This is a genomic window from Deinococcus sedimenti (genome assembly GCF_014648135.1).
Lineage (GTDB): Bacteria > Deinococcota > Deinococci > Deinococcales > Deinococcaceae > Deinococcus > Deinococcus sedimenti.
Genome location: NZ_BMQN01000001.1, coordinates 1,136,360 through 1,150,852 on the forward strand (window position 1 = coordinate 1,136,360; position 14,493 = coordinate 1,150,852).

The following is a 14,493-nucleotide window of genomic DNA, read 5'->3' on the forward strand; positions in this document are numbered from 1 at the left end:
TGGCACGGCACCCCGCCGGGTGGCGAGGGGTGAAATGCCGTGCTGGTCGGGAATTGCACCTGCTTTTGGAGTACACTGCCCGGCATGGCGAAGGTGCGTTCGAGGGGTGCAGCTCCGGTCAGCCGGTTCGACGGAGAGGCCCTGGGCCTGGTGCTGTTCGCGCTCGGGATCTTCCTGGGCGTCACGGTGTTCATGGAGTCGGCGCAGCCGGGATCGGAATCGTTCATGGGGCAGTCGCGGGCGCTGCTGGTGGGCTGGCTGGGCTGGGCGGCGACGCTGCTGCCGGTCATTCCGGTGGCGTACGGCACGCTGGTCTTCCTGAATCGGGACGTGGGCAACCTGACCAGGCGCGTGCTGGGGGGCGTGCTGGTGGTGCTGTCGCTGCTGTCGCTGCACGAGGTGGCGCAGCCGGGTCAGGCGGGGCAGCTGGCGGGTCTGGCCATGACGCCGCTGGTGGGCGCCCTGAGTTACGCCGCGGCGCTGCTGCCGCTGCTGACCCTGACACTGGGTGTCGAGGTGATGCTGCGCCTGGCGCCCGTATCGCTGCTCAAGGGGTTCTTCCGCGGTCTGAGCGTCCTGCTGGGTCGCGGGGCGGCGCAGGTGCAGGGGGTGATCGAATCCCGCCAGGAGGGCCGGGACGCGGCGCGGGCGCGGGTGGGTGCCCGGCAGGGGCTGGCGAACCTGCTGCGCGAGGTCGAGGGCCTGCGGCGCCTCTATCCGCAGGCGCCGGAACTCGCGGGCCTTCACGATGAGCTGCGGGGCGCGAGCCGTGAGGTCCGCGGGCTTGACGAGGCGGGCCTGAAGAATCTCGACAGGGAGCTGGTCGCGTGGCGTGACGTGGCGCGGATGTTCGTCGGGAACGCCGCGCGGGACCTGAGGGCGGACGTGGAGGCCGAAGCGCCGGAAGCGGGAGCGCAGGTGGAGGCCGTGGCGAACGAGGTCCGTGCCGGTCGGCATGACCTGAGTGCCGAGCTGCCCAGCACCATGGCGAGCGCGGCGCTGGAGCGTCTGCGGCGGACGCTGGTGCTGGAGGTGCAGCGGCTCGCGCAGCGGGCGGGCCGGCTCGAACGGGACCGGAAGGCGGCCGAGAAGTGCCTGGGCAAGCCGGACGCGGCGCTGCTGGCGCGCGAGCTGCCCGCACACGCTGCGCGTGAGCGGGACTGGGCGGAACTGGCCGAGGCGTTCACCGCGTGGCGGGCCCGAGCGTCCGCCTACGTGGGCTGGCCGGAGCTGACGGCAGCGTTCGACCGTGCGCCCACCGAGCTGGCCGAGGCGCTGGCGGAGGCGCTGGGCTCGGATCCGGACTCGGTGATGGCGGATCCGTCGGGGTGGCGGGCGCAGCTGGCCCGCGCGCAGGAGGACGCGCGCCGCCGTGCCGAGGCGCTGGCCGCGCAGCCCGTCCCGGAAATGGCGCCGACGCTCCCCACCCTGGACTTCGATTTCGGGACGCCCTCGGTCCAGCCCTCACGTGAGTCGGCCTCTGCGGAACCGGTCTCGGCCGCTCCGCTGTGGACACCGCCGGTCCGCGCCGGGGCCGGGATGGCGGTCGCCGCTGCCGGTACAGCCGTCCGTGCGGAGGGCTTCCCCTCCCCTGCCCCGGTCCCTGCGCCGTTGAATCCGGCCGGGTTGGACTGGGACGCGGTCGATCCGGCGCCCCCAGCAGCCCTGAGGACTCCGGGGCCGGGGCTGGCGCCCGTGCGGTCAGGCGCGGCACCACAGCCGCCCGCCGCGCAGCGCGCCGCGCCCACCTACGTGCCGGAGGTGCGGGCCGATCCGGTTGTTCCCGGTCTGGAGGACGTGACGGGCGGCATGGACCCCTTTACCGGCTGGGACGATGATGACCTGCCGTTCGGCCCGGCGGCCACTCCTGCCGTCCCGGTGCAGGAGCCGGCGGGATCCGCTGCGGCGCAACCGGCGCCCTGGGAGAGCCCTCAGCCCGAGCGGCGGGTTCCCACTCCACCGCCCTCGACCCCGCTGCCCCTGTTCACGGGCGAGGCGAATGCCCGCCCGGTGCAGGGGGCGCTCCCGCTGGCTCGGCCGGACGAGACGCTGCTCGATCCGATTCCGGGCGCGGCGCTGAACACCGAGGCGCTGGACATCTCGGCGCGGCAGCGGGCGGGCCTGATCGACGAGACGTTGCGGCACTTCAACCTGCAGGCGCGCGTGGTGGATTACGCGCGCGGCCCGACCGTCACGCGCTATGAGATCGAGCCCGCGCCGGGTGAGAAGATCAGCCGCATCGCGGGCCTCGCGAACGATCTGGCCCGGGCGCTGGCGGTGGGCGGGGTGCGTATCGAGGCGCCGGTCCCGGGCAAGAGCGTGATCGGCCTGGAGGTCCCCAACGCGGAGCGTGAACCGATCACGTTCCATCAGGCGGCGGCCGCGCCGAGCTTCAAGGGCTCGCGGGCGAAACTGCCGATCATTCTCGGCAAGAGCATTGACGGCGAGATGATGGTGGGCGACCTGGCGAAAATGCCGCACCTGCTTGTGGCGGGCAGTACGGGCAGCGGGAAGTCGGTGTGCGTGAACACGCTGATCACCAGCCTGCTGTTCAAGTACCTGCCGACCGAGCTGCGGTTTTTGATGATCGACCCGAAGATGGTGGAACTGACGCCGTACGACGGGATTCCGCATCTGGTGCGGGCGGTCGTGACGAACCCGGTGGACGCGGCGGGGGTGCTGCTGGGCGCGGTGGCGCACATGGAGCGGCGCTACAAGATGATGTCGCAGGTGGGCGCGAAGAACCTCGAGCAGTACAACGCGAAGATGCGTCAGGTCGGTGAGACGGAACTACCGCACCTGGTGATCATCATCGACGAGCTGGCGGACCTGATGATCACCAGTCCGAAGGAGGTCGAGTCGGCGATCATGCGCCTGGCGCAGATGGCCCGCGCGACCGGGATGCATCTGGTGCTGGCGACGCAGCGGCCCAGCGTGGACATCCTGACCAGTCTGATCAAGGTGAACGTGCCCGCGCGAATTGCGTTCGCGGTGAGCAGCAGTCACGACAGCCGCACGATCCTGGACGCGCTGGGCGCCGAGCGCCTGACCGGGATGGGCGACATGCTGTTCTACCAGCCAGGCCTCGTGAAACCGATCCGCCTGCAGGGGCCGTACATCAGCGAGGTGGAGTCCGCACGGATCGCGGATGAGCTGCGCCGTCAGGTGTTCGAGGACGCCTTCGTGGAGGCGTACGGTTCGGACTTCGAGGGTGGCGTGGAGGCCAGTGGGCCCAGTGGTGACAAGTCGAACATGGACTTCAGTGATCCGCTGCTGCGGCAGGCGGCTCAGATCGCCATCGAGGAGGGGCAGGGCAGCGTGTCGCGCCTGCAGCGGCGGCTGTCGGTGGGGCACGCCCGGGCCGGGAAGCTGATGGACATGCTGGAGGCGATGGGCATCGTGAGCAAGCATCAGGGCAGCAAGCCTCGCGAGGTTCTGGTGACCGAGGCGGACCTGTCGGAATACTTCGGCCGGTGACCCCCGGTGGATCAGGGAATCCTCAAGCTTCTGAATATAGAATGAGAATGGTCCAAATTTTTGGGCCTTTTTTATTTACTTGACCTGCAAGATTACTTCCGAAAGTTGCTTTTCCTGGGCGCGTGGTGAAGATTGTTTGACGGAAACCCGCAGTTCAATATCCACTTTCCGAGGTGATCTCATGAAGAAGCACACTGGTCTGCTCACCCTGAGCCTGATGCTCGCCACCCCCGCTCTCGCTGGTGGGGCCGGCGCTCCCGCCGCCCCCATGCCCATGGGCGCCTGCAAGTCGATCGCGCAGATCGTCTCGACTGACCCCAACTTCAGCACGCTGGCCACCGCCGTCGAGGCCGCCGGCCTGACCCAGACCCTCATGAGCGGGCAGTACACCGTGTTCGCCCCCACGAACGCGGCCTTCGCCAAGCTGCCCAGCGACGCGCTGGCCGCCGCCCTGAACGACCCGGCGCTGCTGCGCTCGATCCTGCTATACCACGTGGTGCCCGGCAAGGTCACGGCCAAGCAGGTCATGAACATGTCCTCCGCGAAGACCGCGCAGGGCGGCAGCGTCCTGATCGGCACCATGAACGGCCGCGTCATGGTGGACAACGCCATGGTCACCAAGGCTGACGTGATGGCCTGTAACGGGATCGTGCACGTGGTCGACACCGTCCTGATGCCCGCGATGGCCGCCGCTCCGGCCGCCGACACGGTCACGGTCACGACCCCCGCCCCCGTGGCCACCCCCGCCCCGGCCCCGATGAGCACTGCGCCCGCCGCGACGGACATCATGTCCATCCCGGTGATGCCGGTCGGGATGTCTAGCACGACCACCACCACGACGACCACGACCACCACCACGACCGACACGGCCGCCACCACGGCCACGACCGATATGGCCAGCACGACCACCGTATACGACATGCTGGTCAGTGACGAGCGCTTCAGCACGCTGCGCGACCTGCTCAGCGACGCCGGGCTGACCGACATGCTCATCAACAACGAGTTCACGATCTTCGCGCCCACCAACGACGCCTTCGCCGCCGTGGACGCCGACACCCTGGCCCTGATCGCCAGCGACCCCGATACCCTCAAAGCTGTCCTGGCGTATCACGTCGTGCAGGGCCGCGTCACGGCCGATCAGGTGGCCGCCGCCACGCAGATGCGCAGCGAGCAGGGCGCCAGCCTGAACTTCAAGCTCGACGGCACCACCCAGATGGTGAACGAGGCGATGGTCGACGGCGCGCCCATCATGGCGAGCAACGGGTACATCTACGCCATCAACCAGGTGCTGCTGCCCGCCGATCTGGTCCTGCCCACCGCGCCCGCCGACATGACCACCACGACCACCACCGTCACGGTCGTCACGCTCGCCAGCGCGCAGTCCGGCGCGAACATCACGGAAGTGCTGTCGCAGCCGCAGTTCAGCACGCTGCTGAGCCTGGTGCAGAAGGCCGGTCTGGTCGACGCCCTGATGGCCGGCGACGTGACGATCTTCGCCCCCACCAATGACGCCTTTGCCAAGGTGCCCCAGGCGACCCTGGACATGCTGATGGCCGACAACGACAAGCTCAAGCAGGTGCTGCTGTACCACGTGGTCACCGGCCGCGTGATCGACGACGCCCTGAACGTCGCGCAGCTCCGCTCCATGGAAGGCAGCAGCATCGACCTGATGGTCGACGGCACCGCCTACAAGGTCGGCGTCCGGAACGGCGACATGATCACCGGCGGCATGGTCAGCACCCGCGCCGACGCTGGTAACAGCGTCATCTACCCGCTGGACATGGTTCTGATTCCCCCCACCCTGAAGTAATTCACGACCAGCCGGAGGCCCCCTCGTACTCGCAGGGGGCCTCCGGCCGTTCAGGTGGGTTGCAGGTGCTGGTTCAGAAAGGCCGTCCAGGTCGCCTCGGTCCTTGGCCGCCCGTCCTGTTCGGTCCAGGTCCAGTACGGGGTGTAGAGACTGCGCGCGGTGATGATCTCGTCCCGGAAGATGCGGGCGCTCAGCCCGGTGTTCAGCAGGCCGCTGGTCTGGAAGCGGCGCAGCACTTCGCTGCGGTCGTACGGCACAGCGCGCAGGGTGGCCTGCCAGCCTCCGGAATGGGCGTCCAGCAGGAGATACTGGGCTCGTGGATCGCCGGTGGCGGGAGACCCCACCGCGCCGGTATTCAGAATCAGGGTCCCCATGTGCTCGTGCTGTACGGGCCGGTGAATGTGCGAGCCGATCAGCACCCCGTAGGTTGTGCCGTCCGGCCCGGTGCGCAGCTGGTCCAGTCGGTCGGGGTCGCTGCGCTCACTGAGACTCTCGCGGTAGTGGTCGCGGGTGCCGTGGGCGATCTGCACGGATGGTAGCCCCGGCTCGCGCAGATCAAACGTCATGGGCCACGCGGCGGGGACGTCCAGCAGCCCTGCGCGGTCCAGCTGCGTGGCGCTCCAGTCGGTCGCACCCCAGAACGGGTCGGTATACCAGGCGGTGGGCAGCGCGTCGCTGCGGGTGTGCCACAGCCGCAGCAGGTCGTCGTGATTGCCCAACGTGAAGGTCACGTCCTGCCGGTCCAGCAGCGTCTGGAGCACCTGCACGGAGTCGGGCCCGCGGTTGACGACATCGCCGTTCACGATCAGCCGTTCGGCGCCCTGATCGTGGGCGTCGCGCAGCACGGCGGTCAGGGCGTCGGCGTTCCCGTGAATGTCGGCCAGGACGGCGATCCTCATCGGGCGGCATTCTAGTACAGGGGGGTGCGTACCACTGGAAGCCGCGGCCCACTGTCGCGGGCACGCACGTCCTCTATCTTCCCGAACACAGCGGAGGGCCAGTTCATCACCCTGATCAAAGCATGGCTCCAGCGACGATGGCCCGGAGCGTCCCGCAACGGACTCCTCCAGGCCAATGCACACCACTGCCTATCTCAGGTGCTTGCTCCGCTCGATTCGGAGGTCTTGAGTGTGCCCTTCGATACCTCCGGCACCTGTGTTCACATCGGTGTCCAGTTCCATTGAAGGGCCAAAGCCACGCCCTTCAATGTCACCTCCAACCACTGATGGCGGCGAATCCTCGCGCTCCTCGTTTCAGAGAGCCTGAGAAAACCTCTCAGTCTCCCTGAACGCCGCTGTCAGTTGCGGAAGATGACTTCCTCACGGCCGAAGGACCGCAGGGCCAGCAGGCTGAAGAGCAGGGTGCCGCCCAGATTCCCGGCGACCGCCAGTGCCGCGTGTGCGGCGTCGGGGCTGCCCTTCACGGTGTCCAGGATGGTCAGCATCCCGCCGATCAGCGGCGTGGCGTACAGGGCGGCGCTGGCATTCAGGAAGTCCGCGAACTGCAGCATCACGGCGGGCAGGACGACGAGCAGGTTGATAGGTGCGACGTACGTCTGCGCCTCCTTGAAGGTGCGGGCGTAGATGCCGATCAGGATGATCAGGCTGCTGATCAGCAGGGCCGTCGTCAGGGCGATACCCAGCACGGTCAGCAGCGCGGTGGGGTTCAGGCTGAGCTGACCGCCCATCGCCTGCACGATCTGTGAGGACTGGCCGGGGTTGTTCTCCTGGTAGAGGCGCATGGCGACGCCGCTCAGGAGGAACCCGGCGACGCTGAATGCGGCGCTGGTGAGGGCAGTGGTGGCCGTGGCCAGCAGTTTTCCGGCGACGACCTCGGCGCGGCGGACGGGCGCCACGAGCAGGCTTTCCAGCGTGCCGCGTTCCTTTTCTCCGGCAGTGGCGTCGAGCGCGGTGGCCAGGGCGCCCGCGAGGATGAACTGCATCATCAGCATGGGGATCAGGAAGGCCAGCTGACCGCTGCGTCGCTCCTGGGCGCTGCTGGCGTCCACGGGCTGGATGCGGACGGGTTCGAGGGTGTCGGCGCCGAGGCCGAGTGTACTCAGCCGCTGCACGGTCAGCTGACGGTTGTACCCCTGGATGACGTCCTGCACCTTGCTGTAGGCGCCCGTCTGCGCGCGCAGGTTGCTCAGCTTGGCGTACAGCTTCAGCGTTCCGGTGGCGTCTCCGGCGCGGGTGGGGAGTGGGCCGGCAGCTTGAACGGCGGCGTCCACGGTGCCGTCCTGCACGGCAGTCAGGGGGTCGGTGACGGGCACGAGGTCCACGCCAGCGCGGGTGACGGTGCCGTCCGGCAGTCTCTCGTCGCTGCTCAGGGCGGCGCGCAGACTCTCAGGCAGGGTGCCGACCACGCCCAGCTGCTGGCGCGACTGCTGCTGTCCGCCGATCAGGTTGCCCATGAGGAGGGGCAGGCCCAGCGTGAGCAGCGGAATCAGGATCAGTGGCATTAGGATCGTGGCGTTCAGGGTGCGGCGATCACGCAGGGTGGTGATCAGGTCGCGCAGGGCGATCTGCCAGACCATGCCGGGGCGCAGACCGGCGCGCGGCGGGGTCCGGTCAGCGCGCATGGGGGGCCTCCGGACGGACCAGTGCGAAGAAGGCTCGTTCCAGGCTGGCGGCGCCGGTGCGGTCCAGCACCTCGGGGATGGAGCTGACGTTCAGCAGTTTCCCCTCGTGCATGATGGCCACCCGGTCGCAGACTTCCTCGACCTCGCTCATGACGTGCGTGGAGTACACGGTCAGGCGGCCCGGCGCGCGCGTGGCGTGCACGAAGTCCAGCAGCGTGCGGCGCGCGAAGATGTCCAGTCCGCTGGCTGCCTCGTCGAGAATCAGCACGGGAGGATCGTGGATGACGGCGCGGGCGATCACGACCTTCTGTTTCATGCCGGTGGAGTACTCCCCGGCCCGGACGTCCAGGGTGCGGCCCAGTTCGAGCCGGTTGTCGAGTTCCGCGATGCGGGCGTCGGCCTGCGCGCGGGTCATGCCGTACAGCGTGGCGAAGGAGCGCAGCACCTCGCGTCCGGTCAGGCGGGCGGGGAGGCCCATGCCACCGTTCACGACGCCCACCGACCGGCGCACCGCTTCCGGATCACGGGTGATGTCGTGACCGTCGAGACTGGCGCTGCCGCTGCTGGGGCGCAGCAGGGTGGCGAGAATGCGCAGCAGGGTGGTCTTGCCCGCGCCGTTCGGGCCGAGCAGACCGAAGACCTCTCCTCCGTTGGCCTGCAACGTGATGCCGGACAGCGCCCGGTAACTGCCGTAGGTCTTGGTGATGTTCTGAATGTCGAGCATGCGTCTCCTGGTGCCCCCATCTGGGGGAACGCAGCCCCATACGCCGAAGGTGACCGTTCCGTTCCGCGCCGACCGGCCAGAGCGGCGCTGAATCGTTCTAGGTCCTCGCATGAGACGGATGTGAACTGCCCGAGAACTCCCCGCTATCACGCACTTTCGCGTTCAGGGACACAGGACGTCCATAAAAAACAAGCCCCCGTCAGCTCATGCAAGATGAGAGAAAATCTGTAACAATAGGAAAGTTGCGCTAGAGGCCAGTTCAGGCCGTAAGGTTGCACTGCGTTCAAGAATCGCGCCTGTCGAGCCCGCCGTTCACTCGCCCGGAATCACTCCACCCAAGTTCACCGGACCTGCTCCCACCGAGGTGGGATGCGGGACCGCTCCTGACCCGCCACAGTTCCGCGCCGCGTCCGCCACCCCATGGCCCGCAGCGCCCGGAGGACCGAATGTTCAATCCCCCTACCCTCGAAGACCTGCAGGAAACCCGCCGCGCCAACGAGAAGCTGGTGCTCAAAGCCCTGGAAAGCAAACCAGAATGGGTCGAAACCGAACTGGCCAAGACGACCAGCCTCGCCCTGAGCCACCTGCGCGCCGCGCTCGCCAGCCTGCTCGACCAGGGCCGCGTGCGCCGCCTGCCCGGCACCGGCACACGCGCCGTGTACGGCCTGGCCGACCCCGGCCTCGCCGACGTGCCCGCCACCCCCCTGACCAGCGACGCCAAGAAGGTCCGCGACTACCTCGAGGGCCGCGCCGACAGCGCCCTGTACATGAGCGACCAGCTGCGCATGACCCGCGAGGACGTCATGTCCGCCCTGAGCCTCCTGAACGCCCACGGCATGATCACCTGCACCTTCGTGGGCAGCCTCGTGATCTTCCGCCTGAAGGAAACCCAGGCGCTCGGGCAGGACACCGCCGCACCCGAGAAGGCCACGGGCCGCAAGAAAGCCGTCGCCTGAACCTCAGCGCACGCACGCCCCCGCTCCGGCGGGGGTTTTTCATGCCCACCCGCGACGCTGCCTGACCTGCCTGACGGAACCTTCACGGACGGTCTGGTATCCTGCCGGGCATGAAACTCGTGCTGGCTGTGATTCAGGACGCGGACGCGACCGCCCTGGTCCGCGTGCTGTCCCAGAACGCCTTCGAGGTCACGAAACTCGCCAGCACCGGCGGCTTCCTGCGCGAGGGCAACACCACTCTGATGATCGGCGTGTCCGACGACCGCCTCGACGAACTCAAACGGCACGTGCAGCGTACCTGCCGCACCCGCACCCGCCTCGTCGCCCCCAGCGTCCCCATGGGCGAACAGAACGAAGGCCTCGTGAACGACCCGGTCGAGGTGCCCGTCGGCGGCGCCGTGATGTTCGTCATGGGCGTGCAGGAATTCGTGAAGGTCTGAACGGCTCAGGTCACGCGGGCCGGAGGCTGGGCGAGGTCGTCCCCTCCGGCCCCTTGCCATTCCTGCTGGGTGGGATCTGGCGGGCGCTCCTGTACACGACGGGCAGCGTGCTCGTCTTCCTGGCGACCCTGCTGGTCCTGCGTGCCGGGGAAGGGTTCCGGCTGAGCGAGGCATGGTTCAGCCCGCAGGCTCTGTGGCGGAATCTGGAGGCCACCGGGCCTGACTTCGTCCGCCTGGGCCTGCTGACCCTGCTGCCCGCCGCGCTGCTCGGTGGGCTGGGGCGCAGGGGGGCCGCCCGGCACGGCGTCGCGGCGCTGGTCACAGTGGTGCTGCTGCCAGTCTGGTCTTCAGTGGCGGTGGGGACTCTGACGCTGCTGCCCCTGGCGCTGGCTGGGATAGCGCTGACCGCCCTGATCGGCAGTGTTCGGCGTGCGGTGCGACGACGCAGGGCAGGGGTGCGGGCCTGACTGGCACAGCGGGTACGGTCTGCCGGACGTGCGCCGCCCAGAATGTGAGCGCTGACCTGCTCTGGACTGCCCTGCACTGGGCTGCGCTGACCGACCGGTTGGTCCGGGATGATTGACTGGAAGGCTCTCCGCTAGAGTACCGGGCGCTGCCCCACCCGACGCCGTTCCGGTGCGGCTTTCTCGCCCACTCGACCTGTGCCCACGCGGCGCACCCCCACCCCTGCAAGGAGCCCTTCACTGTGACCCGACCCAGCACCCCCGTCCTGACCCCAGATGCCACCAACCGCGACTCCGCGTTCCTGAAGACCATGCGCGGCGAGGCCGCTCCGCACACCCCGGTGTGGTTCATGCGGCAGGCCGGGCGGTACATGCCCGAGTACCGCGCGCTGCGCGCCGGGCGCAGCATGCTGGAGTGCATCCGCACGCCGGAACTGGCCGCCGAGATCACCCTGCAGCCCATTAAGGCCATGGCGATGGACGCCGCGATCCTCTTCAACGACATCCTGACGCCGCTGCCCGTCATGGGCCTGGACCTGGACTTCGTGGGTGGCGTCGGACCGCAGATCAGCAACCGCATCGAGACGCCCTTCGACGTGGACCGCCTGGGCGTGCCCGCCGCTGCGGAAGTCATGCCGTACACCGCCGAGTCCATCAATCTGGTGCGGCAGGAACTCGACCCGCGCGGCGTGCCGCTGATCGGCTTCGTGGGCGCGCCGTTCACGCTCGCCAGCTACGCCATTGAAGGCAAGGGCAGCCGCAACTACGAGCGCACCAAGCGCTTCATGTACGGCGAGCCCGCCGCGTGGCACCGCCTGATGGACAAGTTCGAGACGATCCTCGCGGACTACCTGGCCGAGCAGGTCAAGGCGGGCGCGCAGGCCGTGCAGATCTTCGACTCGTGGGTGGGCGCGCTGAGCATCTACGACTACGTGACGTACGTGAAACCCGCCACAGGCCGCCTGATCGAACGCACCAAGAAGCTGGGCGTGCCCGTCATCTACTTCGGCACGAGCACCCACCACCTCCTTCCCGAGATGTCCTCGCTGGGCAGCGACGTCATGGGCATCGACTGGCGCACGCCCCTGAACGACGCCTGGAAACTCATCCAGCCCGGTCAGGGCGTGCAGGGGAACCTCGACCCGCTGCTGCTGCAGGGCCCCTGGCGTGAACTGAAGCACCAGACCGACCGCATCCTGGCCGAGGTGGACGGCCGCCCCGGACACATCTTCAACGTGGGACACGGCCTGCTGCCCGAGACGCCCGTGGACATGGTCCGCCGCCTCGTGGACTACGTGCACGAACAGACCGCCAAGTAATCGCGGCCCACCCAAGTCAACCCGAGCGGAGCGAGCAACGATCAACCGGGGAGGCTGGAACCGAAGGGGCAGTGTGGCGCTGTTTCCGCACTGCACCGGAGGTGGAAGCCTTCCCGCCCCAAACGAACCATTCCCCCCTGTGACCTGAGAGGAGCGACATGACCGATTCCACCCACACCGAAGCGCCGCTGGGCGTGCTGTTCATGGCCTACGGCGGCCCCGAGAGCCTGGAAGACATGCCCGGGTACCTCGCGGACATCCGCGCCGGGCGCGTGACAACGCAGGCCGTGCTGGACGAGATCACGAACAACTACCGTCAGATCGGCGGGAAGAGCCCCCTGCCGGAATTCACCCGCGCGCAGGTCGAGGCGACCATGCAGGAACTCCAGGCGCGCGTGCAGCGGCCCCTGAAGGCGTACATCGGCATGCGCCACTGGAACCCGTGGATCGAGGACGCCGTGCGCGAGATGCTCGACGACGGCATCACGCAGGCGGTAGCGATCGTGCTGGCCCCGCACTACTCGAGCATGAGCGTCGCGAAGTACCAGAAGAAGATCAAGGCGGGCCTGAGCATGAACCACGGCCACATCGACTTCGAGTTCGTGAACGAGTACCACACCGAAAGCGGGTACGTGACGGCCCTCGCCAACCGCGTCCGCGAGGGCATCGCGGCGTTCCCGGAGGGCGAGCGGGACGACGTGCACGTGATCCTCAGCGCGCACAGCCTCCCGGTCCGCATTCTGCGCGAGGGTGACCCGTACGCCGATCAGCTGCACGAGTCCGCGCGCCTGATCGCCGCCGCCGCCGGACTGCGCGACGACCAGTGGTCGTGGAGCTACCAGTCGGCCGGGCGCAGCCCCGAGCCGTGGCTGGGGCCGCAACTCGACGAGCACCTGCACGACCTGTCCGGCAAGGGCATCCGGAAGGTCGTCAGCGTGCCGGTGGGCTTCGTGTCCGACCACGTGGAGATCCTGTTCGACATCGACATCGCCGCGCAGGAAACCGCCGCCGAGCTGGGCATGACGCTGGTGCGCCCCCCCGCCCTGAACACGGACCCGCTGTTCATCGGGACGCTCGCCAGCGTGCTGGAACGCAAGGTGGCCGCGCTGTCATGACCGACGCCGCAGTGAAGGACGGTACAGCCCTGGGCGGTGACCTGCCCGTGATCATCGTGGGGGGCGGCATCACCGGCCTGAGCGCCGCCTGGGAACTCCAGACGCGCGGCGTGCCGTTCGTGCTGCTCGAAGCCGGGGACTACCTGGGCGGGAAACTGCACTCCGAACGCACCGAGGACGGCTTCCTCGTCGAGCGGGCCGCGGACGCGTTCATCCTCGGCAAGCCGTACGCGGCGCAGCTGGCGCGCGAGGTGGGCCTGGAAGCACAGGTCATCCACCCGCGCGAGGACACGAAGAAGATCTACTTCCTGCGCGGCGGCCAGCTCCTGCCGTTCCCACCGAACATGAAGATGTTCGTGCCACTGGACGACGACTCGTTCCTGCAGAGCGGCGTGCTGTCCCCAGAGGGCCTACGCCGCTACCTGGACGAGCAGCACGTGCCGCCCAAGCCCCCCACCGACGAGGACGAATCCCTGGCGTCGTTCCTCACGCGGCGGTTCGGGCCGGAAAGCCTGAACTTCATCGTGCCGCTCGCCGCCGGGATCTACGTGGCGAACCCGCTGGAACTCAGCATGAAAGCGGCGTTCCCGCAGTTCCTGAAGATGGAACAGGAGTACGGCAGCGTCATCCGCGGCAGCCGCGCCACGCCCCGCGCTGCCGGACCCGTCTTCATGTCCTTCCAGGAAGGCACCAGCACCCTGATCCGCGCGCTACAGGAACGCCTCACCGGCGGCGAGATCCGCCTGAACACCCCCGTCCTGCGCGTGCACGAGCACGGCGTGACCCTCGCGGGCGGCGAGGAACTCCGCGGCCGGGCCGTCATCAACACCACCCCCGCCTGGTACGCGAGCGCCATGTACCAGCGGGACTACCCGGAGGCCGCCAGCCTGATCGGGCAGCTCAAGGCGAACAGCAGCGTCGCCGTGGTCCTCGCGTACCGCGCCGAGCAGTTCCCCGGCGACATGCTCCTGCACGGCCTGCAGGTGGACGCCAGCGAGGACACCCTCCTGAAGGCCATCACGGTGCACTCCGCGAAGATGCACGGCCGCGCCCCCGACGGGCACGTCCTGATGCGCGTGTTCTTCAAGGACATCGAACCCGCCACGGCCCGCGTCCTGGCGCAGGAAACCGCCGAGCGGCTGTTCGGCGCGCAGGGCGACCCGCTGTGGCACGCGTTCGGCGACTGGCGCGGCAAGAACCCCGCGTACGTCGTCGGGCACCTCGACCACATCGCCCGCATCCGCGCCTCGCTGCCCGCGCACCAGCAGATCGCCGGAGCCAGCTACACCGGCGTGGGCGTCCCCGACTGCGTGAACGCCGGACGCACCGCCGCCCGCGCCGTCCTGACCTCCGTCACCGCGTAGACTGAACCCCACCGCGCACCGCTTCCATCCCGGAGGCGGTGCGTTCCCATGTCATACCAGATGATGTATACCGCACCTGCATTTGACCCACCCGGGTACCGCATGTAGACTCCGGCAGTCGCTGCACACGCAGCACTTTGCGGGAACAGAGGGAAGTCCGGTCACGCCCCACCAGGGGTTTCAGTCCGGCACGGTCGCGCCACGGTCCTCAGTCCGAACGCTCGCCCAGCAAAGAGACGCCCA

11 protein-coding genes are annotated in these 14,493 nt (G+C 68.5%); 8 read left to right on the forward strand and 3 right to left on the reverse strand.

Features of this window, described 5'->3' with window-relative positions; translation table 11 throughout:
- Nucleotides 1–84 precede the first annotated feature (84 nt).
- Both IEY69_RS05695 and IEY69_RS05700 read left to right on the forward strand, forming a co-directional pair.
- Nucleotides 85–3,477, forward strand: a complete 3,393-nt coding sequence (locus IEY69_RS05695; protein ID WP_189072114.1) for a DNA translocase FtsK — start codon at nt 85–87, stop codon at nt 3,475–3,477.
- A 181-nt stretch (nt 3,478–3,658) separates the two neighbouring features.
- Entirely contained in the window at nt 3,659–5,287 is a 1,629-nt protein-coding gene (locus IEY69_RS05700) for a fasciclin domain-containing protein (RefSeq protein ID WP_189072115.1), read from the forward strand.
- Between the two features lie 50 nt (nt 5,288–5,337).
- On the opposite strand, the gene IEY69_RS05705 is transcribed toward IEY69_RS05700, so the two are convergent.
- The 3 genes from IEY69_RS05705 to IEY69_RS05715 form a co-directional block, all read right to left on the reverse strand.
- Complete coding sequence (locus IEY69_RS05705; protein WP_189072116.1) at nt 5,338–6,186, reverse strand: metallophosphoesterase family protein; 849 nt, start codon at nt 6,184–6,186, stop codon at nt 5,338–5,340.
- A 398-nt stretch (nt 6,187–6,584) separates the two neighbouring features.
- Nucleotides 6,585–7,868: an ABC transporter permease subunit gene (locus tag IEY69_RS05710; RefSeq protein WP_229783654.1), complete on the reverse strand. Its 1,284-nt coding sequence runs from the start codon at nt 7,866–7,868 to the stop codon at nt 6,585–6,587.
- Nucleotides 7,858–8,592 carry an ABC transporter ATP-binding protein gene (locus IEY69_RS05715; protein ID WP_189072117.1) on the reverse strand — a complete coding sequence of 245 codons (735 nt, stop codon included), beginning with the start codon at nt 8,590–8,592 and terminating at the stop codon, nt 7,858–7,860. Before IEY69_RS05715 ends, IEY69_RS05710 begins: the two co-directional genes overlap by 11 nt.
- Before the next feature lie 446 nt (nt 8,593–9,038).
- Here IEY69_RS05715 and IEY69_RS05720 point away from each other — a divergent pair, with 446 nt between their 5' ends.
- The 6 genes from IEY69_RS05720 (at nt 9,039) to hemG (ending at nt 14,250) form a co-directional block, all read left to right on the forward strand.
- Complete coding sequence (locus tag IEY69_RS05720) at nt 9,039–9,548, forward strand: transcription initiation factor IIE subunit alpha family protein (protein ID WP_189072118.1); 510 nt, start codon at nt 9,039–9,041, stop codon at nt 9,546–9,548.
- Nucleotides 9,549–9,658: 110 nt separating this feature from the next.
- Complete coding sequence (locus IEY69_RS05725) at nt 9,659–9,988, forward strand: cyclic-di-AMP receptor (protein WP_189072119.1); 330 nt, start codon at nt 9,659–9,661, stop codon at nt 9,986–9,988.
- A 53-nt stretch (nt 9,989–10,041) separates the two neighbouring features.
- Nucleotides 10,042–10,455 (forward strand): hypothetical protein, encoded by a 414-nt coding sequence (locus tag IEY69_RS05730; RefSeq protein WP_189072120.1) that lies wholly within the window; start codon nt 10,042–10,044, stop codon nt 10,453–10,455.
- Between the two features lie 239 nt (nt 10,456–10,694).
- On the forward strand, nt 10,695–11,771 hold the full coding sequence (hemE, locus tag IEY69_RS05735; protein WP_229783656.1) for a uroporphyrinogen decarboxylase: 1,077 nt from the start codon (nt 10,695–10,697) through the stop codon (nt 11,769–11,771).
- A 158-nt stretch (nt 11,772–11,929) separates the two neighbouring features.
- Nucleotides 11,930–12,886: a ferrochelatase gene (gene hemH / locus IEY69_RS05740; RefSeq protein ID WP_058976806.1), complete on the forward strand. Its 957-nt coding sequence runs from the start codon at nt 11,930–11,932 to the stop codon at nt 12,884–12,886.
- A complete protein-coding gene (gene hemG / locus IEY69_RS05745; RefSeq protein ID WP_189072121.1) occupies nt 12,883–14,250 on the forward strand; it encodes a protoporphyrinogen oxidase in 1,368 nt (455 codons plus the stop codon). Before hemH ends, hemG begins: the two co-directional genes overlap by 4 nt.
- Nucleotides 14,251–14,493: the final 243 nt, after the last annotated feature.

Excerpts from the sequence above, each read along its gene's own strand:
- IEY69_RS05695 (WP_189072114.1), top strand. The coding sequence starts at position 85 with ATGGCGAAGGTGCGTTCGAGGGGTGCAGCTCCGGTCAGCCGGTTCGAC.
- IEY69_RS05700 (WP_189072115.1), top strand. The coding sequence starts at position 3,659 with ATGAAGAAGCACACTGGTCTGCTCACCCTGAGCCTGATGCTCGCCACC.
- IEY69_RS05705 (WP_189072116.1), bottom strand. The coding sequence starts at position 6,186 with ATGAGGATCGCCGTCCTGGCCGACATTCACGGGAACGCCGACGCCCTG.
- IEY69_RS05710 (WP_229783654.1), bottom strand. The coding sequence starts at position 7,868 with ATGCGCGCTGACCGGACCCCGCCGCGCGCCGGTCTGCGCCCCGGCATG.
- IEY69_RS05715 (WP_189072117.1), bottom strand. The coding sequence starts at position 8,592 with ATGCTCGACATTCAGAACATCACCAAGACCTACGGCAGTTACCGGGCG.
- IEY69_RS05720 (WP_189072118.1), top strand. The coding sequence starts at position 9,039 with ATGTTCAATCCCCCTACCCTCGAAGACCTGCAGGAAACCCGCCGCGCC.
- IEY69_RS05725 (WP_189072119.1), top strand. The coding sequence starts at position 9,659 with ATGAAACTCGTGCTGGCTGTGATTCAGGACGCGGACGCGACCGCCCTG.
- hemH (WP_058976806.1), top strand. The coding sequence starts at position 11,930 with ATGACCGATTCCACCCACACCGAAGCGCCGCTGGGCGTGCTGTTCATG.
- hemG (WP_189072121.1), top strand. The coding sequence starts at position 12,883 with ATGACCGACGCCGCAGTGAAGGACGGTACAGCCCTGGGCGGTGACCTG.